This window comes from Alteraurantiacibacter palmitatis (assembly GCF_037154115.1).
Lineage (GTDB): Bacteria > Pseudomonadota > Alphaproteobacteria > Sphingomonadales > Sphingomonadaceae > Alteraurantiacibacter > Alteraurantiacibacter palmitatis.
The window spans coordinates 39103-60333 of record NZ_JBANRO010000007.1 but is presented as its reverse complement, the minus strand read 5'-3'; the positions used below and the strand labels follow the sequence as shown (position 1 = coordinate 60333).

The 21231-nt window shown below is 65.5% G+C and carries 23 protein-coding genes and 1 tRNA gene; 11 read left to right on the top strand and 13 right to left on the bottom strand.

The genetic code is table 11. The features are described from left to right. The first annotated feature begins 92 nt into the window (after positions 1–92). From WFP44_RS09840 to WFP44_RS09830, 3 genes are read left to right on the top strand one after another with little or no spacing between them, the layout of a single operon-like run. A complete protein-coding gene (locus WFP44_RS09840) occupies positions 93–1409 on the top strand; it encodes a replication-associated recombination protein A (RefSeq protein ID WP_336926388.1) in 1317 nt (438 codons plus the stop codon). Then, on the top strand, positions 1406–2176 hold the full coding sequence (locus WFP44_RS09835; protein ID WP_336926387.1) for a hypothetical protein: 771 nt from the start codon (positions 1406–1408) through the stop codon (positions 2174–2176). The genes WFP44_RS09840 and WFP44_RS09835 overlap by 4 nt, the downstream gene beginning before the upstream one ends. After that, positions 2170–3063 carry a hypothetical protein gene (locus tag WFP44_RS09830; protein ID WP_336926549.1) on the top strand — a complete coding sequence of 298 codons (894 nt, stop codon included), beginning with the start codon at positions 2170–2172 and terminating at the stop codon, positions 3061–3063. The genes WFP44_RS09835 and WFP44_RS09830 overlap by 7 nt, the downstream gene beginning before the upstream one ends. A gap of 9 nt (positions 3064–3072) precedes the next feature. On the opposite strand, the gene WFP44_RS09825 is transcribed toward WFP44_RS09830, so the two are convergent. The 3 genes from WFP44_RS09825 to queF form a co-directional block, all read right to left on the bottom strand. Further along, entirely contained in the window at positions 3073–3411 is a 339-nt protein-coding gene (locus WFP44_RS09825; RefSeq protein WP_336926386.1) for a hypothetical protein, read from the bottom strand. Positions 3412–3465: 54 nt separating this feature from the next. Next, on the bottom strand, positions 3466–4767 hold the full coding sequence (locus WFP44_RS09820) for a UDP-glucose dehydrogenase family protein (RefSeq protein ID WP_336926385.1): 1302 nt from the start codon (positions 4765–4767) through the stop codon (positions 3466–3468). A gap of 73 nt (positions 4768–4840) precedes the next feature. Further along, entirely contained in the window at positions 4841–5299 is a 459-nt protein-coding gene (gene queF, locus WFP44_RS09815; protein WP_336926384.1) for a preQ(1) synthase, read from the bottom strand. A gap of 81 nt (positions 5300–5380) precedes the next feature. Between queF and WFP44_RS09810 the strand changes: the two genes are divergently transcribed. The 8 genes from WFP44_RS09810 to WFP44_RS09775 all read left to right on the top strand — a co-directional run bounded on the left by WFP44_RS09810 (position 5381) and on the right by WFP44_RS09775 (position 12451). Then, positions 5381–6223 (top strand): sulfurtransferase, encoded by an 843-nt coding sequence (locus WFP44_RS09810; protein ID WP_336926383.1) that lies wholly within the window; start codon positions 5381–5383, stop codon positions 6221–6223. Continuing rightward, on the top strand, positions 6175–7428 hold the full coding sequence (gene metC / locus WFP44_RS09805) for a cystathionine beta-lyase (protein ID WP_336926382.1): 1254 nt from the start codon (positions 6175–6177) through the stop codon (positions 7426–7428). The genes WFP44_RS09810 and metC overlap by 49 nt, the downstream gene beginning before the upstream one ends. Continuing rightward, the gene (locus tag WFP44_RS09800; RefSeq protein ID WP_336926381.1) at positions 7425–8450 is read left to right on the top strand and encodes a mechanosensitive ion channel family protein; all 1026 of its coding nucleotides are present in this window, start codon (positions 7425–7427) and stop codon (positions 8448–8450) included. The genes metC and WFP44_RS09800 overlap by 4 nt, the downstream gene beginning before the upstream one ends. 78 nt (positions 8451–8528) lie before the next feature. Further along, the gene (gene cobA, locus WFP44_RS09795; protein ID WP_336926380.1) at positions 8529–9287 is read left to right on the top strand and encodes a uroporphyrinogen-III C-methyltransferase; all 759 of its coding nucleotides are present in this window, start codon (positions 8529–8531) and stop codon (positions 9285–9287) included. Continuing rightward, complete coding sequence (locus WFP44_RS09790; protein ID WP_336926379.1) at positions 9284–9583, top strand: DUF2849 domain-containing protein; 300 nt, start codon at positions 9284–9286, stop codon at positions 9581–9583. The genes cobA and WFP44_RS09790 overlap by 4 nt, the downstream gene beginning before the upstream one ends. A gap of 1 nt (position 9584) precedes the next feature. Beyond that, entirely contained in the window at positions 9585–11219 is a 1635-nt protein-coding gene (locus WFP44_RS09785; protein WP_336926378.1) for a nitrite/sulfite reductase, read from the top strand. Then, complete coding sequence (locus tag WFP44_RS09780) at positions 11212–11664, top strand: DUF934 domain-containing protein (RefSeq protein WP_336926377.1); 453 nt, start codon at positions 11212–11214, stop codon at positions 11662–11664. The genes WFP44_RS09785 and WFP44_RS09780 overlap by 8 nt, the downstream gene beginning before the upstream one ends. Then, positions 11657–12451, top strand: a complete 795-nt coding sequence (locus WFP44_RS09775) for a phosphoadenylyl-sulfate reductase (RefSeq protein WP_336926376.1) — start codon at positions 11657–11659, stop codon at positions 12449–12451. The genes WFP44_RS09780 and WFP44_RS09775 overlap by 8 nt, the downstream gene beginning before the upstream one ends. 184 nt (positions 12452–12635) lie before the next feature. On the opposite strand, the gene WFP44_RS09770 is transcribed toward WFP44_RS09775, so the two are convergent. The 10 genes from WFP44_RS09770 to WFP44_RS09725 all read right to left on the bottom strand — a co-directional run bounded on the left by WFP44_RS09770 (position 12636) and on the right by WFP44_RS09725 (position 21178). Then, the gene (locus WFP44_RS09770) at positions 12636–13823 is read right to left on the bottom strand and encodes a cupin domain-containing protein (protein ID WP_336926375.1); all 1188 of its coding nucleotides are present in this window, start codon (positions 13821–13823) and stop codon (positions 12636–12638) included. A 33-nt stretch (positions 13824–13856) separates the two neighbouring features. Beyond that, positions 13857–14312 (bottom strand): hypothetical protein, encoded by a 456-nt coding sequence (locus tag WFP44_RS09765; RefSeq protein ID WP_336926374.1) that lies wholly within the window; start codon positions 14310–14312, stop codon positions 13857–13859. A 111-nt stretch (positions 14313–14423) separates the two neighbouring features. Continuing rightward, positions 14424–15365: an NAD-dependent epimerase/dehydratase family protein gene (locus tag WFP44_RS09760; RefSeq protein WP_336926373.1), complete on the bottom strand. Its 942-nt coding sequence runs from the start codon at positions 15363–15365 to the stop codon at positions 14424–14426. Continuing rightward, a complete protein-coding gene (gene proB, locus WFP44_RS09755) occupies positions 15362–16495 on the bottom strand; it encodes a glutamate 5-kinase (RefSeq protein WP_336926372.1) in 1134 nt (377 codons plus the stop codon). Before proB ends, WFP44_RS09760 begins: the two co-directional genes overlap by 4 nt. An 84-nt stretch (positions 16496–16579) precedes the next feature. Next, on the bottom strand, positions 16580–17665 hold the full coding sequence (gene obgE / locus WFP44_RS09750; protein WP_336926371.1) for a GTPase ObgE: 1086 nt from the start codon (positions 17663–17665) through the stop codon (positions 16580–16582). Between the two features lie 55 nt (positions 17666–17720). Then, positions 17721–17796, bottom strand: a tRNA-Ala gene (locus WFP44_RS09745). A gap of 123 nt (positions 17797–17919) precedes the next feature. Beyond that, positions 17920–18798, bottom strand: a complete 879-nt coding sequence (locus tag WFP44_RS09740) for a hypothetical protein (RefSeq protein WP_336926370.1) — start codon at positions 18796–18798, stop codon at positions 17920–17922. A 172-nt stretch (positions 18799–18970) separates the two neighbouring features. Continuing rightward, positions 18971–19717 carry a Bax inhibitor-1/YccA family protein gene (locus WFP44_RS09735; protein ID WP_336926369.1) on the bottom strand — a complete coding sequence of 249 codons (747 nt, stop codon included), beginning with the start codon at positions 19715–19717 and terminating at the stop codon, positions 18971–18973. A 143-nt stretch (positions 19718–19860) separates the two neighbouring features. Continuing rightward, entirely contained in the window at positions 19861–20658 is a 798-nt protein-coding gene (locus tag WFP44_RS09730) for a pyrroline-5-carboxylate reductase family protein (RefSeq protein ID WP_336926368.1), read from the bottom strand. 13 nt (positions 20659–20671) lie between these two features. Next, positions 20672–21178 (bottom strand): type III secretion system chaperone family protein, encoded by a 507-nt coding sequence (locus WFP44_RS09725; protein WP_336926367.1) that lies wholly within the window; start codon positions 21176–21178, stop codon positions 20672–20674. Positions 21179–21231 lie beyond the last annotated feature (53 nt).

Below are 21231 nucleotides of genomic sequence, written 5' to 3'. Positions count from 1 at the left end.
GGGGCGGCCCTCCTCTCCTCTTGCCGGTGCAAGGATGCGCCCAATCTGCGCGCTTGGCAATCCGCCCTGCCCCGGCCTATCTGATGGGCAAGATGGCTGATCTTTTCGCCCCCGATCCCGGTTTCGCTGCGGCTGACCTTTCGCCTGCGGCCGATGCGCCCCTGGCCGACCGGCTGCGCCCGCAGAGCCTGGGCGAGGTGATCGGTCAGGACCATCTGACCGGGCCTGAGGGCGCGATCGGCCGGATGGTGGCCGCAGGGCGATTGTCGAGCATGATCCTGTGGGGCCCGCCGGGCACCGGCAAGACGAGCATCGCCCGCCTGCTCGCCGCCGCCACGGGGATGCGTTACGCCGCGGTCAGCGCGGTGTTTTCGGGCGTGGCCGATCTGCGCAAGGTATTCGCCGCAGCAGAGGACGCGCGCCGCGCGGGCCAGAAGACGCTGCTGTTCGTGGACGAAATCCATCGCTTCAACCGCGCGCAGCAGGACGGCTTCCTGCCCTATGTCGAAAGCGGCACGGTGACGCTGGTGGGCGCGACCACCGAAAATCCCAGCTTCGAACTCAACGCCGCGCTTCTCAGCCGCGCGCAGGTGCTGGTGCTCAAACGGCTGGACGAAGGCGCGCTCGAAAGCCTGCTTGCCCGTGCCGAGGCGCTGGAAGGGCCGCTGCCGCTCACCCCCGATGCCCGCGCCGCCTTGGTTGCCAGTGCGGACGGGGACGGGCGCTTCCTGCTGGGGCAGGCCGAAACGCTTTATTCGGCGCGGCTGGACGCACCGCTCGATCCCGCGGCGCTGGGCCAGTTCCTGCAACGCCGCGTGGCCGTGTACGACAAGGACCGCGAAGGGCATTACAACCTCATTTCCGCGCTGCACAAGGCTGTGCGCGGCTCCGATCCGCAGGCGGCGCTGTATTACATGGCGCGGATGCTGGTGGCAGGCGAAGACCCGCTGTTCCTCGCCCGCCGTCTTGTCCGCATGGCGGTGGAGGATATTGGCCTGGCCGATCCCCAGGCGCTGCCGCAATGCATGGCGGCGATGGAGGCCTATCGCTTTCTGGGCAGCCCCGAAGGCGAGTTGGCGCTGGTGCAGGCCTGCCTCTACATCGCGGTCGCGCCCAAATCGAACGCTGCCTATTTGGCGCAGAAAGCGGCGTGGAATGCCGCGAGGGATACGGGCAGCCTGATGCCACCGATGAACATCGTCAACGCGCCCACGGGGATGATGGAAAAGCTGGGCTACGGCAAAGGCTACACCTACGATCACGATACGCCGGAAGGTTATTCGGGCGACAATTACTGGCCCGACGACCTGCCGCCGCAGACATTCTATGCCCCGGTCGAACGCGGGTTTGAACGTGAGGTGCGCAAGCGGCTGGATTACTGGGATCGCCTGCGAAAGGAACGAGGATGACGCGGATTTGGCCTCTTGCCACCACGCTTGCGGGGATTGTGACTCTTGCCGCCTGTGGCGATGCGTCGCCGCCCGATGCGGGCGAAAGCGATGCTGACAGCGAGACACTGGTCGAGGCGCTGGCCCGGCCCGATCCGGGTTCGTGCCCGCCGCCGCAATATGCCTATAATGAGGAGGAGTTTGGCCCGCGCACCGATCCGCTGGTGATCGCGCCCGCGCTTTCCGCCATCGCCGCCACCGACCAGACCAATATCGCCGTCACCACGTTGGGTGGCGGACAAGTGTGTCAGGACGCCAGCTGGCTGCTCAATCTGGGTGACGGGCAGATGCTTCAGGGCAGCCGGTTCCTGGCGCTGCCCTGGGGTGCGTTCGAGGCGTTCGGCACCTTCCTGTTTGATCGCAGCGGCGGAGGGCAAGTGGTGGAAGTGGGTGAAATGCCGGTTTTCTCCCCGTCCTCCGCGCGGGTTGCAGCGCTGCAAATCACGCAATCGGGCTTTGGCGGGCTGGAAAGTCTGGCCATCTGGCAGGTTGAACGCACAGGCCTGCGAGAGTTGTTCCGCCTGCCCGATGGGCACAATCTCGCCTGGACTTTCCAAGACTATGACGATTTCCGCATCGATCGCTGGGCAGGTGAGGATTGCCTGAATATCGGCGCGGTTGCCTACAAGGATGCCGAAGCGGCCGGGTTCGACTGGGACAAGGCGCAGCGCACCCCTTTCCATGCGCGCGAGGCGGACGGGTGGAAGATTTCGCCGGGCGGATGCTGACACCGCCGCGCTTTTCCCGTTTCATCGCCGTGGACTGGTCGGGCGCGGTGGGCGAACGCCACCGCGCGATTGCCGTGGCGATGGCAGATGACACAGGCGGGCCACCGGTGCTGGTGAAGCGGGACAAGGGCTGGTCGCGCGCCGAAGTGCTGGCCTTGCTGCGCGACGATCTGCCGCCGGGCACGCTGGTGGGCCTGGATCTGGGCATTGCCTTGCCCTTTGCGGACCGGGGCGCCTATTTCCCCGGCTGGGAGCAAAGCCCCCGCACTGCACCGGCCCTGTGGCAATTGGTGGACGATATCTGTGCGAGCGATCCGCATCTTGCCGCCACCACCCTTGTCGATCACCCGGAGGCCAGCCGCCATTTCCGCCGCCATGGCGGGCGCGAGGGCGATGCCTTTGGCGGTGGCCGGGGCCGGTTCCGCGTGGCCGAACTGGTGCAGGAAGTGCAAGGCTGCAAACCCTATTCCAATTTCAATCTGGTGGGCGCGGCGCAAGTGGGCAAATCCAGCCTGACAGGGATGCGGATGCTCCACCGGCTGCGCGGACATCTTCCGGTCTGGCCGATCGACCCGCTGCCCTCCGGGCCGGGAGCGGCGGGCGGATCATCGCTGGTGGTCGAAATCTACACGACCATTGCCGCCATCGCTGCCGGCCGCAGCGCCGGGCGCAGCAAGATGCGCCGCGTGGAGGAATTGAACGCCGCGCTCGCCAATCTGGGAAGTCCGCCTGTCACCGGCAGCGGCGCGATCGACGACCATTCGACCGACGCGCTGCTCACTGCCGCGTGGCTGCGCACCCGTGCCGATCGGCCCGAATTATGGAAGCCCGCCCGCCTGACCCCACAGATTGCGCAGACTGAAGGGTGGACGTTCGGCGTCATGTAGGAACCGCCTTTACCAGCCGTCCGAAGACTCTGTGCCGAATGCCCCGTCATCCGGGTTGTAGATATCCTCGCCCATATTGTCGGGCATGGGATCGAATTCCTCCGTGCCAAACGGCTCGTCCATCTCCACATCGTCGGCAAAGGCCGCATCGTCCGACACCATCGGCGCTTGCTCGACCACTGGCGGGGCTTCGGCCACTTCAGCCGAAGCTTCGGCGCTCTTGCCCGGATCTTCGTGCGATTGCGACGCCAGCGCGCTGATCGCGCCGTCGCGGTCGGCCAGAAAGGCCACCATCGCCACAATGGCGGCCCCAAAGACAAGCGTGTGGGAGCGTTTGGCAAAGATCATGCCCAATTCTTGCCATGGACAAGCAAACAAATTGCTAAACCCGCTGGCGGCGGATCAGCGGCCCACCGCGACATAGGTGAAGCCGTGGCGTTCCACATCCTTGCGGCTGTAGAGATTGCGCAGATCGACCAGCAGCGGATTGGCCATTACGCGCTTGGCCCGCGCAAGGTCGAGCGCGCGGAACGCATCCCATTCGGTCACGATCACCGCCGCATCCGCCCCGGTCAGCGCGTCATAGCTGTCGCTGCAGTAGACCAGCCCGTCGATCACCGCCTTTGACGTTTCCATGCCTTCCGGGTCATAGGCGCGCACCGTGATGCCTGCGGCCTGCAGCGACCGCGCAATGTCGATGGCGGGGGAATCGCGCATATCGTCGGTATCGGCCTTGAACGTCAGGCCCAGCAAAGCCACCGTCCTGCCCTGCGTTTGCCCGCCAAGCGCGGCGATCACCTTCCCCCCCATCGCCTGCTTGCGCTGTGCGTTCACTTTCACGACCGCATCGACGATTTGCAGGGGCGCGTCGTAATCCTGCCCGGTCTTGAGCAGTGCCAGCGTATCCTTGGGAAAGCAGGATCCGCCATAGCCGGGGCCGGGTTGCAGAAACCGCGCACCGATGCGGCTGTCGCTGCCAATGCCGCGCGCCACATCGCGCACATCCGCGCCCACCTTCTCGCACAGATCGGCGATTTCATTGATGAAGCTGATCTTGGTCGCAAGGAAGGCGTTGGCGGCATATTTGGTCAGTTCCGCGGCGCGGCGGCTCATCACCAGAATGGGCGCTTCGTTTCGGGTCAGCGGGCGATAAATGGCCTGCAACACGCGCTCCGCGTGCTCATCATTGACGCCGATAACCACCCGGTCGGGCCGCTTGAAATCGTCAATTGCCGCGCCTTCGCGCAGGAATTCCGGGTTGGACGCGACCGAGAAGGACAGATCGGGCCGTGCCTTGCGGATGATCGCCTCCACCTCGTCCCCCGTGCCCACGGGAACGGTGGATTTGTCCACCACCACCGCCCCATCGCGCAAGAGCGGGGCCATTTCCTCCGCCGCGGCATAGACATAGGACAGGTCCGCATGGCCATCGCCGCGGCGGCTGGGCGTGCCCACCGCGATGAACACCGCATCCGCCTGCGGCAATACAGAGGCCAGGTCGAGCGTGAACTTCAGCCGCCCGGCGGCCACATTGCTGGCGACCAGATCGTCCAGCCCCGGCTCGAAAATCGGGATGCGCCCTTCCAGCAGCGCGTCGATCTTGGCCCGGTCCTTGTCCACGCAGGTGACATGGTGGCCGAAATCGGCAAAGCAGGCCCCCGAAACCAGGCCCACATAGCCTGTCCCGATCATCACGATATGCATGGACGAAACCCCTTCCTTGCGCGGCGGTCTAGCCAGTGGTCAGCCGGCGGGCAAGCCTTGGCGGATGCCCGCCTCAACCACGCCCGCGATAGGGCGCAACGCCTTGATCGGGAACCCACAGCCCATCGGGCACGGGGCCGGATTGCCAGAATACGTCGATCGGGATGCCGCCGCGCGGATACCAGTAACCGCCGATGCGCAGCCAGCGCGGCTGCATCTCGCCAAACAGGCGCTGGCCGATGCCCACGGTCACATCCTCGTGAAAGCCGTTATGGTTGCGGAACGAGCCGAGGAACAGTTTCAGGCTTTTCGATTCAACAATCGTCTCGCCCGGCGCGTAATCGATTACCAGATGCGCGAAATCGGGCTGGCCCGTCACCGGGCACAGGCTGGTGAATTCGGGCGCGGCAAAGCGCACCAGATACAGCGCCCCGGCGCGCGGATTGGGCACGTAATCCAGCACGGCTTCATCAGGAGAGGCTGGCAGGCCGGTCTGCTGGCCGAGGAACTTGGGCGTCGTCTCGTTCGTCATGCGCCGCCTGATGCCGCCTTGCAGCCCATCTGGCAAGCAGGTGCATTGTCCCGCGGGGCGGCTTGGCCTATCGTCGGCGGCATGGAAAACCTCGTCTCTACCCAATGGCTGGCCGACAATCTGGGCGCGGCTGATCTCTTCGTCCTCGATGCCTCGGCCCATCTGCCCGATGCGGGGCGCGATCCGGCGGCCGATTTTGCGGCAGGGCACATTCCCGGCGCGCGCTATCTCGACCTGCCCAGCTTCTTCGATCCGGCATCCCCTGTCCCCTCCGCCCTGCCCACGGCGCAGCAATTTGCCGAGCGCATGGGCGCGCTGGGCGTGCCGTCGGGCGCGCGGGTGGTGGTGTATGACGACAGCTACATCAAGACCGCCGCGCGCGCCTGGTTCATCTGCCGGATGCACGGGATGCCGGTCGCCATTCTCGACGGTGGCCTTGGCAAATGGCGCAGCGAAGGCCGCCCGCTGGAGAGCGGCACGCCTGCCATCACCCCGGTGGAACACACCCCCGGCACCGGCCCCGCGCCCGTGCGGTTCAAGGCGGATATCCTTGCCAATATCGATTCCCGTGCCGAACAGGTGGTGGATGCCCGCCACGCGGCGCGCTTTACCGGGGAAATGCCCGATTTCCGGCCCGAAATCGCCAGCGGCCATATTCCCGGATCGCGCAATGTCGTGTTTGACGAGGTGCTCAACGCCGATGGCACCTACAAATCGCCTGCTGAAATCCGTGCCGTGTTTGCAGCGGCCGGGGTCGATCTGGCGCAGCCGGTGGTCACCACTTGCGGCGGCGGGGTGACAGCGGCGGTGCTCTCCTTCGCGCTGGAACTGGCGGGCAAACACGATGTCGCGCTGTATGACGGCAGCTGGAGCGAATGGGGCGCGGACCCTGCCTTGCCGGTGGAAACAGGCCCCGCGCGGTGAAGTCGGGCAAGCCGGATAACCTCACGCCCGCCACGCGGCTGGTTCAGGCAGGGCGCGCGCCCGAATGGACCGGGCCGGTCGTCAACCCTCCCGTCTGGCGCGGCAGCACCCATTTGTATCAAAACTGCGCCGATCTGGCGCGCGGGCGGGCCGACCGCGATGGCGAGTTCTATTACGGCCGCCGCGGTGCACCCACGCAATGGGCGCTGGCACAGGCGCTGACCGAAATGGAGCCGGGCGCGGCGGGCACCGTGCTGTATCCCAGCGGCGTGTCGGCTATCACGGCGTCGGTGATGGCGGTCTTGCGCGCAGGCGACGTGCTGCTGGTGTCCGACAACGCCTATGAGCCCAGCCGCGCGATGGCGCGCAACCTGCTGGCCGATTGCGGGATCGAGACGCGCTTTTTCGACCCGCTTGACCTTGCCGGATTTCCCGCCCGCTTTTGCGAGCGCACCCGCGCCGTGCTGCTGGAAAGCCCCGGCAGCCTGACGATGGAGGTGTGCGATGTCCCCGCGCTTGCCGCCATGGCGCGGACACGCGGCGCGGTGAGCCTGATCGACAACACCTGGGCCACGCCGCTGGGCTTCCCGGCGCTGGAACGCGGGGTGGATATTACGATCATGAGCCTGACCAAGCATATCGGCGGCCATTCCGACCTGATGATGGGCAGCGCCACCGCAGGAGCAGAGCTTTACGCCAAGCTGCGCGCCAAGGCGCAGGCGCTCGGCCTTGTCGTCTCGCCCGACGATGCCGCGCTGGCGCTGCGGGGCCTGCGCACGATGGGCCTCAGGCTGGAGCGTGGGGCGGCGAGCGCGCGGGCGGTGGCCGGATGGCTACGCACCCGGCCCGAAGTCGCCCAGGTGCTGTGCCCCCTGCTCGAAGGCGCGCCGGGGCATGATCTGTGGGCACGCGATTTCACCGGCGGCTGCGGCCTGTTCAGCTTCGTGCTGAAAGGCCGCACCCCGGCCCACCGCGCAGCGCTGATCGATGCGCTGAAGCTGTTCGGCATCGGCTATTCCTGGGGCGGGTTTGAAAGCCTTGTCATCCCCTTTGATCCGCAGCGTGCCCGCAGCGAGACACGCTGGCCGCCCAATGGCTGGAACCCGGAGGACAGGCTGGGCGTTCGCCTCTCGATAGGGCTGGAAGACGCGGGCGACCTGATTGCCGATCTGGAAGCTGCCTTTGCCGCGATGGATTCCGAATGACCGCCAGCCCACCTCCCGCACCCTCCCCCACGGCGGCTCCTTCACCCGAACTGCTCGACGGCGCAGAGGCGCTGCGCGACGCGGTGAGCAGCCGCAGCAACACGATCGGCGACATAATCACCCTGCTCGACAGCTGGGGTTTCACGCTCAACGACACGCGCTTTTCGGTCTGGAGCGTGCTGGTGGTCATCGCCGTATTGCTGGCCGTGCTGGTGTTCGCGCGGCTGGGCGCAAAGCTGGCCAAGCGCGGCTTCAGTCGCGTGACCAGTCTTGACCCCTCGCAGCAATTGCTCGCGGAAAAGCTTGTCTCCATCTTCGTCTGGGCGCTGGCAATCCTGATCGGGATCGATATGCTGGGCATCGACCTGACCGCGCTGGCGGTATTTTCGGGCGCATTCGGCCTTGCCATCGGCTTTGGGATGCAAAAGACCTTCGGCAACATGATCGCCGGGATCATCCTGCTTATGGACAAGTCGATCAAGCCGGGGGACGTGATCGCCGTAACGGACACCAGCGGCAACGAGGCGTATGGCCAGATCCGCAAGATCGGCATCCGCGCGATTTCCATGATCACGCGCGATCGCAAGGAATATCTGATTCCCAATGAAAACCTGATGATCAATCAGGTCGAAAACTGGTCCTATTCCAGCCGCGATGTGCGGGTGAAGGCCCCGGTGGGCGTATCCTATGGCAGCGATATTGACCTCGTCGAAAAGCTGCTGCTGCAAGCCACCGACGAAGTGCCGCGCGTGCTGGACGAACCGAAACCGCGCGTATTGCTGATGGGGTTTGGCGACAGTTCGATCGATTTCGAACTGCGTTTCTGGATCAGCGATCCGGAGGAGGGGATGAGCAATATCCGCTCCGACGTGCTGAAGCGCGTATGGCACCTGTTCCGCGAACATGGGGTCGAAATCCCCTTCCCCCAGCGCGACCTGCATTTGCGCGACGGGGAGGCCTTTCAGGCGCTGCTTGGCGCGATGGGCGGGATAGCCAAGGCAGGCGAGCAAAGGGCCGAATAGCCGCCACTAAAGCTGACCTACCCCCTGCCCAAAGCATTCTCGCTGGCATTGGCGGAGTGGGGGCGGCATTTCCCGCCCATGACATCCGGAACGATCTATCTGGTGGGGGCCGGTCCCGGCTCGCCCGACCTGTTGACGCTGCGCGCCGCGCGGCTGATCGCGCGCGCCCGGCTGATCGTGCATGACGGGCTGGTCGATCCGCAGATTCTGGCAATGGCGCGGCCCGATGCAAAGCTGGTCTGCGTGGCAAAATCCCGTGCCCGCCACACCATGGCGCAGGAAGATATCTGCGCCCTCTTGGTAGCCGAAGCGCTGAAAGGGCAGGATGTGGTGCGGCTGAAAGGCGGCGATCCCTTCATCTTCGGCCGCGGCGGTGAGGAAATGGAAGCCGCCCGTGCCGCAGGCGTTCGGGTGGAAGTGGTGCCGGGTATCTCTGCCGCCAACGGGGCCGCCGCTGCCGCGCAAATCCCGCTGACGCATCGCGATCACGCCAGCATCGTCAGCTTCGTGGCCGGCCAGTGCAAGGGCCTGTCGGATCAGAACTGGGCAGGTCTGGCCGGCGTGGGCCGCACGCTGGTGATCTATATGGGCGTATCCACCGCCGCGCAGATTTCGGAAAAGCTGATGGCTGATGGCCTTGCTCCCGATATGCCCGTGGCGGTGATCGAGAATGCCGCCCGCCCCGAAATGCGCGTGCTGCGCGGCCCGCTGGCGGCGCTGCCCGATCTGGTGGCGCGCGAAAAAGTCAAAAGCCCCGCGCTGATCGTTATCGGTGATGTCACCGCCGCCATCAGCACGGCGCAAACCCGAATTGCCGAGGGAGCAGAAGCGAAGTGAAAATCCTGACCGGAAACGATCTGAAAACCGGCGCTGTCACATGGTGGGACGGGCAGAACTGGTCGCTTCATGTCGATGACGCGGTGGACGTGGGCGACAATGCCGACGAGATTCTGGGCCGCGAAAGCGCCGCCCGCCGCGTCAACGCCGCTTACGCCATCGATGCCGAAAGACAGGCCGACGGCACTGTTCGCCCCGCGCATATCAAGGACCGCGTCCGTGCGCTTGGCCCCACCGTGCGGCCCGATCTGACGCTTAAGCCCGCCGATCCGGCCGCGCTCAACTGGGTGATCTGAGATGTATAGATACGACCAATATGACCAGGCGATGGTCGATGCCCGCGTGGCCGAGTTCCGCGATCAGGCGCGCCGCCGCCTCGAAGGCAAGCTGACCGAAGACCAGTTCAAGCCGCTGCGGCTGATGAACGGCCTCTATCTGCAACTCCACGCCTATATGCTGCGCGTTGCGGTGCCCTATGGCACGCTCAGTTCCGCGCAGATGCATATGCTGGGCGATATCGCGGACAAGTATGACCGCGGCTATGGCCACTTCACCACGCGGCAGAACATCCAGTATAACTGGATCAAGCTGGAAGATGCGGGCGATATTCTGGCCGACCTTGCCAGCGTGGAAATGCACGCAATCCAGACCAGCGGCAATTGCATCCGCAATATCAGCTCCGATCATTTCGCAGGGGCCGCGGCGGATGAGCTGGTGGATCCACGCCCCTATGCCGAATTGCTGCGCCAATGGTCGAGCTTCCACCCGGAATTCAGCTTCCTGCCGCGCAAGTTCAAGATCGCGGTGATCGCGTCCAAGCGCGACCGGGCGGCGATGCGGCTGCACGATATTGGCGTCGAAATCGTGCGCAACGATGCGGGCGAAATCGGCGCGGCATTCTATGTCGGCGGCGGCATGGGTCGCACGCCCATGGTGGCCCCCTGCATCCGCGATTTCGTGCCTCTCGATCAGTTCATCACCTATGCCGAGGCGTGCCTGCGCGTCTACAACCGCTATGGCCGGCGCGACAACAAGTACAAGGCGCGCATCAAGATCCTCGTCCACGAACTGGGCAAGGACGAATACACGCAGCAGGTTGAGGAGGAATTCGCCCATCTGCTGGCACAGGGCATCGAACCGCCGCTGGCCGAGCTGGAGCGGATCAAGGCCCATTTTGCCGATCCGGCTTTCAAGACCGGCTTGCCGACCGAAATCGACCGCAGCGATCCCGATTTTGCGCTGTGGGTGGACCGCAACACGCACCCCCACAAGGCGCCGGGTTATGTCTCCGCCACGATCAGCCTGAAGCCGGTGGGCGGCATTCCGGGCGATGCCAGCGCCGACCAGATCCGCCTGATGGCGCGGCTGGCGAAGGAGTATTCCTTCGACGAATGCCGCGTGACCCACGCGCAGAACATCGTCCTGCCGCACGTCGAGATCGGCCAGCTGCACGCGCTGTGGACAGAGCTGGAGGCCGCTGGCCTTGGCACGCCGAACCTTGACCGGATCGACGACATCATCGCCTGCCCCGGCCTTGATTATTGCAGCCTCGCCAATGCCCGCTCCATTCCGGTGGCGCAGAAGATTTCGCAGCGCTTTGCCGCCAATGGCAAGGCGGATGTGATCGGCGAGCTGAAGCTGAAGATTTCGGGCTGCATCAATGCCTGCGGGCATCACCATGCGGGCCATATCGGCATCCTTGGCGTCGACAAGAAAGGCACGGAAAACTACCAGCTGCTGCTGGGCGGATCGGAAGCGGAGGACACGTCGCTCGGCAAGATCACCGGCCCCGGCTTTGACGAGGCGGGCATTGTGGACGCGGTCGAAAAGGCCACCGATGTCTATCTCGCCAACCGGCAGGACGGGGAACGCTTCCTTGATACCTATCGCCGCATCGGCATGGAACCGTTCAAGGAGGCGCTTTATGGCTGATGCAATCGGCACCGGATCAGACGTTGTGCAATTCCGTTTCCGCGACGACGCGCAGGTGGATCACGCCGCGGTGACCGTGGACGCTTTCCTCGACCAGTCGAACGCCGCCGCCGTGCGGATCGAGCCGGGCGACGATGCGCGCGCGCTGCTGCCGCATCTGGAGCGGCTGGCGCTGGTGGAAGTGAACTTCCCCGTGTTTGGAGACGGGCGCGGCTATTCCTCGGCCCGCATCCTGCGCGAGGCGGGCTATACCGGCGAACTGCGCGCGGTGGGGGATGTGCTGGTCGATCAGATCGCCTTCATGCGGCGCTGCGGGTTCGACAGCTTTGCCCCCGCCGTGCCGCTGGACGAAGCCGATGTGGCCGCTGCCTTTTCCACCTGGCCCGAAGTGTATCAGCCGACCACCGATGGCCGGGTGCCCATCTGGAAGCTGCGGCATGGCTGACGCGGCCACCACCCGCACCCGCGACATGATCGACACCGGCCCCGCCTTCACGCAGGCTGACGCCGATCGCCTCAATGCGCGTTTCGCCGGGGTGGATGCAGGCGCGATGCTGGCCGAACTGTTTGCCTCTGGCGAGCTGGGCCGGGTCGCGGTTGTCTCCAGCTTCGGCACCGAAAGCGCCGTGTTGCTGCATCTTGTCGCCACGGCCGACCCTTCCGTGCCGGTCATCTTTGTCGATACGCTGAAGATGTTTCCCGAAACGCTCGCCTATCGGGAGACGCTGACGAGCCTGCTGGGGCTCGCCAATTCCAGCGTGGTGCAACCGCTGCCCGAAATCATCGCGGCCAAAGACGAGAACGGCCTGCGCTGGAGCTGGGACCCGGACGGGTGTTGCGAGATCCGCAAGGTCGAGCCCCTCGCCCGCGCCAAGCAGGGGCTGGATGCGTGGATTTCCGGGCGCAAGGCGTTCCAGTCCGTCACGCGGCAGAACCTGCCTCGCTTCGAGATCGAGGACGGGCGGCTGAAGATCAATCCGCTGGGCGACTGGACCAAGGACGATCTGGAAGCCTATTTCACCGCGCACGACCTGCCGCGCCATCCGCTGGAGGCGCAAGGCTATCTCTCGGTCGGCTGCGCGCCCTGCACCAGCGTGGTGAAACCGGGCGAAGATCCGCGCGCCGGACGCTGGCGCGGCTGGGACAAGACCGAATGCGGAATCCACTCGCCCACAGGCGATGGCAAGACCAGTGAAGGCGAATTGCCCCCCGGTTACGAGCCGTTTCTGTAAGCGGGTTGCGACTGTTTCGCGGCTATGTTGCGTCAAATGCAACAGGTGATGCAGTAATCGCGTTTGTCCGAATCAGGCCCGGCCGGCATAGGGAAATGGCCTTTCAGGCATCCTCTCCCAAAAACTTTTCAGGCCCGGTCGGCAACGATCGGGCCACTTTTTTGTCCATCATCAGGCAAAAAGATCAGCCGCGTTCGAGCAGGCCATAGGCGACCAGCGTTTCCACCGTGTCGCGCAGGTCAGCGCGGTCCTCCACCGCGAAATCGGCCATTGCAAAGCGGCCCTTGGCCAGCAGCGCCTGCAATTGCGGCGCCAGATCGGCGGCAAGCGCCACGGCGGTTTCCGCGATGCGCAATTGCGGCTCCTCTCCCGCAGGATCGATCGCAAACAGCGTATCGGGCCGCACGCGCAGCACATCCTCTTCCGCCAGTCCGCCCGCCAGCGTGGTGAGCGCCCCGCGCACCCGCGGGCCTTGTCCCAACACGAAATTGCTGCCCATGGCCGCGCGCGTCGCGTCAAATCGCACCGACGCGCGCACCTGATCCATCAGCCGGTGAAAGATCGCCGCATTCGCCGCGTGCGCGCTTTCGTCAAGAAACAGCGTGCGCGGCAAGGATTCGCGCATCTGCGGGATGCGCAGGCTGGCCTCCGCCACGGCTTCGAGCACAAACTCCGCCCAGGTCTGCACCAGTATGCCGATGGTGATATGCAGGCTCGGCCCATCGCCTTCGTTCGCGGCGCGGTGGCACAGCCCGCGCGGCACATAGAGGCATTGCCCCGGCTGCAACACAAACTCGGCCTGCAAGGGGCCGGGGTCGTCACGCTCGCTCGAAAACTTCTCGCCCCGGAAAGGCAGACCTTCACGCTGGCCGTAGATTTCCCACTTCTTGGCGCCCGCCATTTGCAGCACCAGCACATCGTGATCGTCGTAATGGATGCCAAAGCCCGATGCGTTGGTGGGCGTGAGATAGATATTGGTCTGGATGCGCGCGCCGAAATCACGCTCCAGCCCCAGACAAAAGGCATAAAGCTTGCCATCGGCAAAATGGAGCTGCGGCAGCACAATCGTGGCGCCATTGCGGAAATTGTCGATCACCGCGCCGCGATCGACCGCGCCGCCTGCATGGAGATAATCCTCGGCCGGAAGACTGCGGCCGGCTTGCGCCATGCTGATCGCACCGGGGGGCAGTTCGCTGTCCGACAGAATCTCGTCGATCCGGTCAATGGTGAGCAGATCGGCAAATTCGCCCACCGGCGCAGGCGTGCAATACCAGCTCTTCTCGTAATGGCGGGCGAAGAACTCCTCCGGCGCAAGCGGCGCGATCAACCGCGCCAGCAACCCCGGATTACCATCAGTTGCGCTTTCCTGCATCACGCGTGCCGGGAGAATGGCCGAACCGCCGCGTTAACGGCCGGTGCCGCGTCCCCGGCCATAGCCTGCGCGGTCGGCATCGTCCGCGTCGGTCAGGCCCGTGCGGCCACGGCCCACGCCGTCATTGGGATCGCTGTCGGTGCGGCCGGTATTGGAACCCCGCCCATTGCCTGCGCGATCCGCATTGGTGCCGCTGTCCGAATCCGAAAGGCCAGACCCACCCCCGCCGCTGCGGTTGCCGCCCCGCCCATAGCTGGCCCGGTCGCTGCTATCGGCATCGGTCACACCGGTGCGGCCATAGCCTGCGCGGTCGCCCGAATCGCTGTCCGACACGCCCGTGCGGCCATAGCCCGATGTGTCATTGGGATCGCTGTCGGTGCGGCCGGTCTGCTGCGCCTTGGCGGGCGCCGCGATGAACGCGCTGGCTGCCGCGCCGGTGACGAGGCCCACAAACGAACGCCGCGACACACGGCTGGTCTTCTTGCTCATGAAAATTCCCCCGAATTTGCGCTGGCAGGCCCAAACCCGGCGGCGCTTCCCTTTGCCGAATTTGCACAAGTCCGCGCGCCTTTCAAGCTCCCGCCGATGTGACAAACGCTGTCAGGTGCCGGAGCCACCCCGGCCAAACCACCCCTGCTGCGCATACCAGCGCGCGGTCTGCGCCAACCCTTCCGGCGTGGCGATACGCGGTTGCCACAAGAAAGCGGGCACCGACCGGGCCGGGTCGGCCACCCAGTCGGGATGGATCATGTAGCGCGCCCGATCAGGCGTCAGCCGCGCCTTGTCCCCGCGCAGCAGGCGGTCGATCCGCGCCGCGGCCTTCACCAGTGCGGCAGGCATGGCCGGCGCCCATACACGGCGGCCCACAGCCTCACCGATCGCCCGCGCCAGTTCGCCATGCGGCCAGCCGCCAGGCCGCCCATCGTCGGGCTCGAACACGGCGCCTTGCCATTCCGCCTCTGCACCCAGCGCATCAAGCAGCAGCCGCGCCAGATCATCGGCATGGATGACCGAGGCGCGCCCCGCAGGCGGCATCGGCACCACGCCCAGCCGGGCGGCGCGGAAAAGTTCGAACATTTCGGTATCGCGCGGGCCATAGATCGCGGGCGGGCGGATCAGCGTCCAGTCCAGCCCGCTTGCTTCCACCAGCTCTTCCGCCGCGCGCTTGGACGCGCCGTAATCGGACAGATGCGGCGCGCGCGCGGAAAGCGAGGATACCGCCACGAAGCGCGCGGCATCCAGGCCCTTGGCCGCGCGCAGCATATTGGCCGTTCCCACGACATTGCCTGCGTGAAAGCCGGCCTTGTCGGGCGCGTTCACCACGCCGGCAATATGCAGCACGCCGCCCGCGCCTGCGACCAGATCGGCCAGCGCCGCGTCATCATGCAGATCGCCGCGTATCCATTCCACGCCTTCGCGCGGCGGCATGGCGCGCCGGGCGAGCGCTCTGACGCGCAGGCCGCGCCGGGCAGCTTCGTCCAGCACCGCCTGTCCCACAAAGCCCGTGCCGCCGGTCAGCGCGATCGGCGGGGCCGCGCTCACAGCAGCACCATCTGGTCGCGGTGGATCACCGCCGAACGCGGCGCATAGCCGAGCAGCGCCTCCAGTTCCTCGGTGCGGTGGCCCTGTATTGCGGCCACTTCGCCCGCGTCATATTCGACCAGGCCATGCGCCAGAACGCGGCCATCCGCGCCTTTCACCGCGACCGGATCGCCGCGCTTGAACGTGCCCTCGGTCGCGGTGATGCCGGTGGCAAGCAGGCTGCCGCCGCGTGCCAGCGCCTCGGCGCAGCCGGCATCCACCAGCAGTGCGCCCGCCAGCCTTTGCCGCCCACCCAGCCAGCTCTTCAGCGACTTGTCGCGCCGCCGGGGCAGGAACAGTGTGCCGATATCCTGAGTAATCGCGCGGGCAATGGGCCGGTCATGCGTGCCGTTGATGATGGCCAGAACGATTCCTGCACGCCCTGCCATTTCAGCCGCCTGCAATTTGGATGTCATCCCGCCCGACCCCATGCCGGATGTGGATTCGGTGCTCGCCATGTCGTGAATGGCCCTGGTCACGCCCTGCACGCGCGGCAAAAGGGTGGCGCCGGGCTGGCGCGGGTCGCGGTCATACAGCCCGTCGACATCGGAGAGCAACGCCACCGCACTCGCCTGTGCGGCCTGTGCGGCACGGGCGGCGAGCCGGTCATTATCTCCAAAGCGGATTTCCTGCGTGGCAACCGAATCGTTCTCGTTAATCACCGGCACCGCGCCCGATTCGAGAAGCTTGGAGATTGTCGCGGAAGCGTTGAGATAACGCCGCCGGTCGTCCAGATCCTCCAGCGTCACCAGCAATTGCGCCGCAGTCAGCCCCTCTGCTCCCAGCAGTTCCGCCCACAGACCCGCCAATGCGATCTGCCCCACGGCAGCGGCGGCCTGCGCATCGGCCAGACTGCCGCGCCCTCCCTTGGCAAGGCCCAGCTTCGCCGCGCCCAGCGCAATCGCCCCGGAACTCACCACGATCACCTGTTGCCCGCGCGCGCGTGCGGCCGCGATTTCCCCGGCAAGCCCCGCCAGCCATTCGCGGCGCGGCAGGCCATCCTTGCCCACCAGCAGGGCGGAGCCCACTTTGACCACAAGCCGCGGCGTGCGGACAGGATCGGCAAGATCGGCGAGTGTTTCGATCGTCATGGCCAAGCCGCTTAGCGAATGGCGCGGCCCGCGCCAATGCGCGCGTTGCAATAGCGGCCGGTCAGCCCCCGGTCGGCGCCGCGATCAGCCGAGCGGATCCCAGGGTTTTTCGTCCTCGGCATCATGCTCGTGCCCCTCGGGAACGACATGGCCGGGATTTTCCGTCGCGGTTCGCGCGGGCAGGTATTCGAGCACCGCATCCAGCAGCGCCTCGATCCCCGCGCCTGTCGCGCCGGAAATGGGGAACACCCGCTCCGCCCCGGCCTTCACCAGTTCGGCAGAATAGGCAGCAGCCAGATCGGCATCGGCCAGATCGACCTTGTTCAGCGCCACGATGCGCGGCTTGCCTTCCAGCCCGCCCATCTCCTTGGCGCCATAGGCCGCCAGTTCGCCCTCGACGATGTTCATCGCCTCCACCGGGTCATCGCCCGAAATGTCGACGAGATGGATCAGCACGCGGCAGCGTTCGATATGGCCCAGAAACCGGTCGCCAATCCCCGCGCCTTCCGCCGCGCCTTCGATCAGGCCGGGAATATCGGCGATCACGAATTCGCGGCCCTTGTGGCGCACCACGCCCAGCTTGGGCACGAGCGTGGTGAAGGCGTAATCGCCCACCTTGGCCCCGGCATTGGACACCGCGTTGATGAAGGTGGATTTGCCCGCATTGGGCAGGCCCACCAGACCCGCATCGGCCAGCAGCTTGAGCCGCAGCCAGACCCACATTTCCTCGCCCGGAATACCCGGCTGATGCTGGCGCGGCGCGCGGTTGGTCGCGGACTTGTAGCTGGCATTGCCGCGCCCGCCCATGCCGCCTTCGAGCAGCACGACGCGCTGCCCCGCCTCGGTAAAGTCGGCCAGCACCTCTTCCTTGTCTTCGGACAGGATCTGTGTGCCCACGGGCACTTCGATCACCAGATCATCAGCCCCCGCCCCGGTGCGGTTGCGGCCCATGCCGTGCCCCCCGCGCTGCGCCTTGAAATGTTGGGTATAGCGAAAGTCGATCAGCGTATTGAGACCGGGCACCGCCACGAACACGATATCGCCGCCCTTGCCGCCATTGCCGCCGTCCGGGCCGCCATATTCGATGAACTTCTCGCGCCGAAAACTGACCGCGCCCGGCCCGCCACCGCCCGATTTCACGAATATCTTTGCCTGATCGAGAAAATGCATTGTGATTCAGCCTCTGACGCTGGGGAGGCCGAGCGGGGGCCAAACAAGGGGAAACTGGTGGAGCCGAGGGGGATCGAACCCCTGACCTCGTCATTGCGAACGACGCGCTCTCCCATCTGAGCTACGGCCCCGTTCCAGTCATCACCGCGGCGGCCGAAACGCATTGCAACCAGCGCGGGAAGCGCGGCCTTTAGCGAATGGCCCCGCCGCTTGAAAGCGAAAAATAACGCCCCCGGCCTTCCGGCCGCAGCACCTCAACGATCGCTGCCGCCGCCGGAAGGCGCCGCTGCTGGCAATGGCTGAATGATGGGCGTGGAAACCAAACTCTCGCTCGCAGGAATAACCGGAACCGGCAGGCCGGTAAGTGGATCCACCACCGTCTCTACGGCAAGCGTGCTGGCCGGCATTCCGCCTTCCCCGTGAACCGCCACATATCCCGGCTGCGATGCCCCGTATTGCAGGCCGTATTGCGCATCCCAAGCGGCAGACGCGATCTGGTATTCTTCATACGCCGTGTAGAACCGCGCAAACGCGTTTTCGAACAGCGCCAGATTGCCCACGGCAAAACTTGTAAGATCGCTCGGCTGCAATTCCAGCCATTGCGCGGAAACCACGCGCGCCACGGCGCAAAAATCAGGACGCACGGCTGGCTGCGCGAAATAATTGTAGGTCTGTGTCAGATCCTCCTCGCGCGCGCGGGTTGCAGCGCGGGTCGACCCTTCCGCGCGGCGGTAGCGCTGATCGAGCGCGGTATTGAGGCTGGCAAGCTGGCGCTGGAAATGCCGCAGGAACCCGCCATACGCCTCGATGATCTGATTATCTTCGGACGTCACGCAATTGAGCGCGGCCACATTCCAGGCGGCGCGGAAATTCCACACCGCCTGCTGGTCGTCCAGATCGCTGTTCACCGTGATCCATCGGCCATTCGCATCCTTTTGCGGCAGATCGAGCACATAGGGTGCGCCGCCCGGCGGCACCGGGCGATAGGGTACGGGTTCCACCTCGGCCACGGGCGGTGGTGGCGGTGGCGGAGGAGGGGGAGGAGGCGGAGGAGGTGCCGGCGTGGCACATCCGGCCAAAGCCGCCAGCACGGCTGCCAGCATCACATTTTTCCAGCGAATGGTGATCGTCACCTGCGTGTCCCTCTCTCATGCATTGGGCGTATGTGCCCCTGCGCCGGGCTAATTTGCCCGCATTGCGTCACCCCTTCAGCCTAGCGCGCCGCGCGGCATAAGAAAATGCCCGGAGTGCATGGGCGCACTCCGGGCACGATGAAGCGAATCGCCGGCGCGACAGGCCGAAGGCTTATTCCCGGTTGCCCAGGAAGCTGAGCAGGAACTGGAACATATTGATGAAATCCAGATACAGGCTCAGCGCGCCAAGGATCACCGCCTTGCCGGCATATGCCGTGCCGCGCAGAACGAAATACTCGTTCTTCAGGCGCTGCGTGTCATAGGCGGTCAGCCCTGCGAAGATCAGCACACCCAGGAAGCTCACCGCCCACATCAGGCCCGGCGATTGCAGCCACAGATTGAGCAGGCTCGCCACGATCAGGCCGACCACACCCATGATGAGGAAGCTGCCGAAGCCCGACAGATCCTTCTGGGTGGTGTAGCCAAACAGGCTGAGGCCCGCGAAAGCCGCTGCCGTGGCGAAGAAGGTCACCGCGATCGAGGACGCCGTGTAGACGAGGAAAATCGTCGACATCGACAGGCCCATCAGCGTGGCAAAGCCCCAGAACATCATCTGCAGCGTGCCGGTGCTGAACTTGTTCGCGCCAAAGCTCATCGCCATGACAATGGCGAGCGGCGAGAGGATGATGAGCCAGGTGAGCAGACCTCCGGTCATCACCTGTGCGGCCATGCCCGAGCCGGCAAACAGCATCGAAACGATGCCGGTCAGCAGCACGCCGGAAGTCATGTAGTTGTAAATCGAGAGCATATGCTTGCGCAGGCCCGCATCATACGTGGTGCGGCCCGCAAGATCGCCCGCCTGGCGCGGCGCCATGCCGAAACCCTGGCGGGTTGCCTGGTCGTCGTTCCAATTAGCCATGTGATCCAAAACTCCTCTGCCCGATCTCGCAAACAGGCGGACCGGATTGGGTGCAATATCAGGGGTGCGGCCCCCAATTTCAAGCAAAACCGGACAGCCTAGGCCATCGCCGGAGGTCGATTCTAGGTTTAGCTGTCGCCAGCCTAGCCCCGCGCCTCGCGCGCCATTTCCGCGCTGCGGTCGCGTGCTGCGCGCAAGGTGTCGGTAACAAGGCGGATAAGCGCGCCGTTATCATCCAGCACATCCAGCCCCGCGCGCGTAACGCCGCCCTTGCTCGCCACCATTTCGGCCAGCTTTCCCGGATCGTGCGGCGATCCTGCCGCCAGCGCAGATGCCCCTTCCACCATCGCCAGTGCCAGCCGGCGCGCCTGCTCCTCTGGCAAACCCAGCCGGATCGCCGCCGCGCCCAGCGCATCGATGAAGCGGTAGACAAAGGCGGGCCCGCTCCCCGCAAGGGCTGTCACCAGATCGAACCGGTCCTGCCCGATCCATTCGGGCGTGCCCAGCGGCTGCATCAGCGCGGTGACAGCGGCAGTTTCGTCCTGCTCCAGCCCCTGCGCCGCGAGCGCGATGGGCGCCTTGCCCAGCGACACGGCAAGGTTGGGCATAACCCGAACATGGCCGCGCGCGGCGGGAAATTCGCGCGCCAGCACGTCCAGTTCCACCCCTGCCAGCAGCGAGAGCATCAGCGTCCCACCGCCTGCCAGCGGAGCGATGAGGGGAGCGACTTCGGCCAGATTCTGCGGCTTCACGCCCAGAAGGATGGCATCGAAAGCACCCGCTTGCGGCACATCGCGCAGCACCGGGATGCCGCCCGGCGCATTTTCGCGCACCGGATCAACTATGGTGAAGCAGGAGGCCGCGCGGCCCGCCGCCAGCCAGCCTTCCAGCATGGCACCGGCCATATTGCCGCAGCCGATTACAAGCAGGGAATCGATCATGCCCCTGTGCCTATCAGGCTTCGCCCGCCGCATCCACCAGCGCCGCATCGAGCGCGGCCCGCGGGGTCTTGTCACCCCACAGCACGAACTGGAAGGCGGGATAGAAGCGGTCGCATTCCGAAATCGCGCTTTCCACCGCCGCCTGCGCGACCGAAAGGCTGAGCATTCCGTCATCGCCCAGCATCAGGCCGTGCCGGTAGAGCAGCACTCCGCCCTGCGACCAGATGTCGAAATGGCCCAGCCACAACTGTTCGTTGATCAGCGCCAGCAATTCGTGGGCCGGGCGGCGCTTGGCCGATGGCACGCGCACTTCGGGAAGGCACAGCAATTGCAGCACGCGGTCTTCGGCGCGCCACACGCCGCGCAACTGATAGGTCGTCCAGCTGCCGGGTATCTCGGCGCAGACTTCGTCATCGCTCACATATTCGAACGACCAGCCATTCGCTTCGAACAGCGCGCCCAGCATTTCCACCGGGGCGGCATCGTCATTCTCGTCCATCCTGTCTTGCCCGATGTCCATCTGTGCAGCCGGTTCCTGGTTAATGCGGTGTGGCCGCAGCAATGCCCCGCCCG

Bases quoted from the DNA above. Each gene is read 5' to 3' on its own strand.
- WFP44_RS09840 (WP_336926388.1), top strand. From the start codon at position 93: ATGGCTGATCTTTTCGCCCCCGATCCCGGTTTCGCTGCGGCTGACCTT.
- WFP44_RS09835 (WP_336926387.1), top strand. From the start codon at position 1,406: ATGACGCGGATTTGGCCTCTTGCCACCACGCTTGCGGGGATTGTGACT.
- WFP44_RS09830 (WP_336926549.1), top strand. From the start codon at position 2,170: ATGCTGACACCGCCGCGCTTTTCCCGTTTCATCGCCGTGGACTGGTCG.
- WFP44_RS09825 (WP_336926386.1), bottom strand. From the start codon at position 3,411: ATGATCTTTGCCAAACGCTCCCACACGCTTGTCTTTGGGGCCGCCATT.
- WFP44_RS09820 (WP_336926385.1), bottom strand. From the start codon at position 4,767: ATGCATATCGTGATGATCGGGACAGGCTATGTGGGCCTGGTTTCGGGG.
- queF (WP_336926384.1), bottom strand. From the start codon at position 5,299: ATGACGAACGAGACGACGCCCAAGTTCCTCGGCCAGCAGACCGGCCTG.
- WFP44_RS09810 (WP_336926383.1), top strand. From the start codon at position 5,381: ATGGAAAACCTCGTCTCTACCCAATGGCTGGCCGACAATCTGGGCGCG.
- metC (WP_336926382.1), top strand. From the start codon at position 6,175: ATGGGGCGCGGACCCTGCCTTGCCGGTGGAAACAGGCCCCGCGCGGTG.
- WFP44_RS09800 (WP_336926381.1), top strand. From the start codon at position 7,425: ATGACCGCCAGCCCACCTCCCGCACCCTCCCCCACGGCGGCTCCTTCA.
- cobA (WP_336926380.1), top strand. From the start codon at position 8,529: ATGACATCCGGAACGATCTATCTGGTGGGGGCCGGTCCCGGCTCGCCC.
- WFP44_RS09785 (WP_336926378.1), top strand. From the start codon at position 9,585: ATGTATAGATACGACCAATATGACCAGGCGATGGTCGATGCCCGCGTG.
- WFP44_RS09780 (WP_336926377.1), top strand. From the start codon at position 11,212: ATGGCTGATGCAATCGGCACCGGATCAGACGTTGTGCAATTCCGTTTC.
- WFP44_RS09775 (WP_336926376.1), top strand. From the start codon at position 11,657: ATGGCTGACGCGGCCACCACCCGCACCCGCGACATGATCGACACCGGC.
- WFP44_RS09770 (WP_336926375.1), bottom strand. From the start codon at position 13,823: ATGCAGGAAAGCGCAACTGATGGTAATCCGGGGTTGCTGGCGCGGTTG.
- WFP44_RS09765 (WP_336926374.1), bottom strand. From the start codon at position 14,312: ATGAGCAAGAAGACCAGCCGTGTGTCGCGGCGTTCGTTTGTGGGCCTC.
- proB (WP_336926372.1), bottom strand. From the start codon at position 16,495: ATGACGATCGAAACACTCGCCGATCTTGCCGATCCTGTCCGCACGCCG.
- obgE (WP_336926371.1), bottom strand. From the start codon at position 17,665: ATGCATTTTCTCGATCAGGCAAAGATATTCGTGAAATCGGGCGGTGGC.
- WFP44_RS09735 (WP_336926369.1), bottom strand. From the start codon at position 19,717: ATGGCTAATTGGAACGACGACCAGGCAACCCGCCAGGGTTTCGGCATG.
- WFP44_RS09730 (WP_336926368.1), bottom strand. From the start codon at position 20,658: ATGATCGATTCCCTGCTTGTAATCGGCTGCGGCAATATGGCCGGTGCC.
- WFP44_RS09725 (WP_336926367.1), bottom strand. From the start codon at position 21,178: ATGGACATCGGGCAAGACAGGATGGACGAGAATGACGATGCCGCCCCG.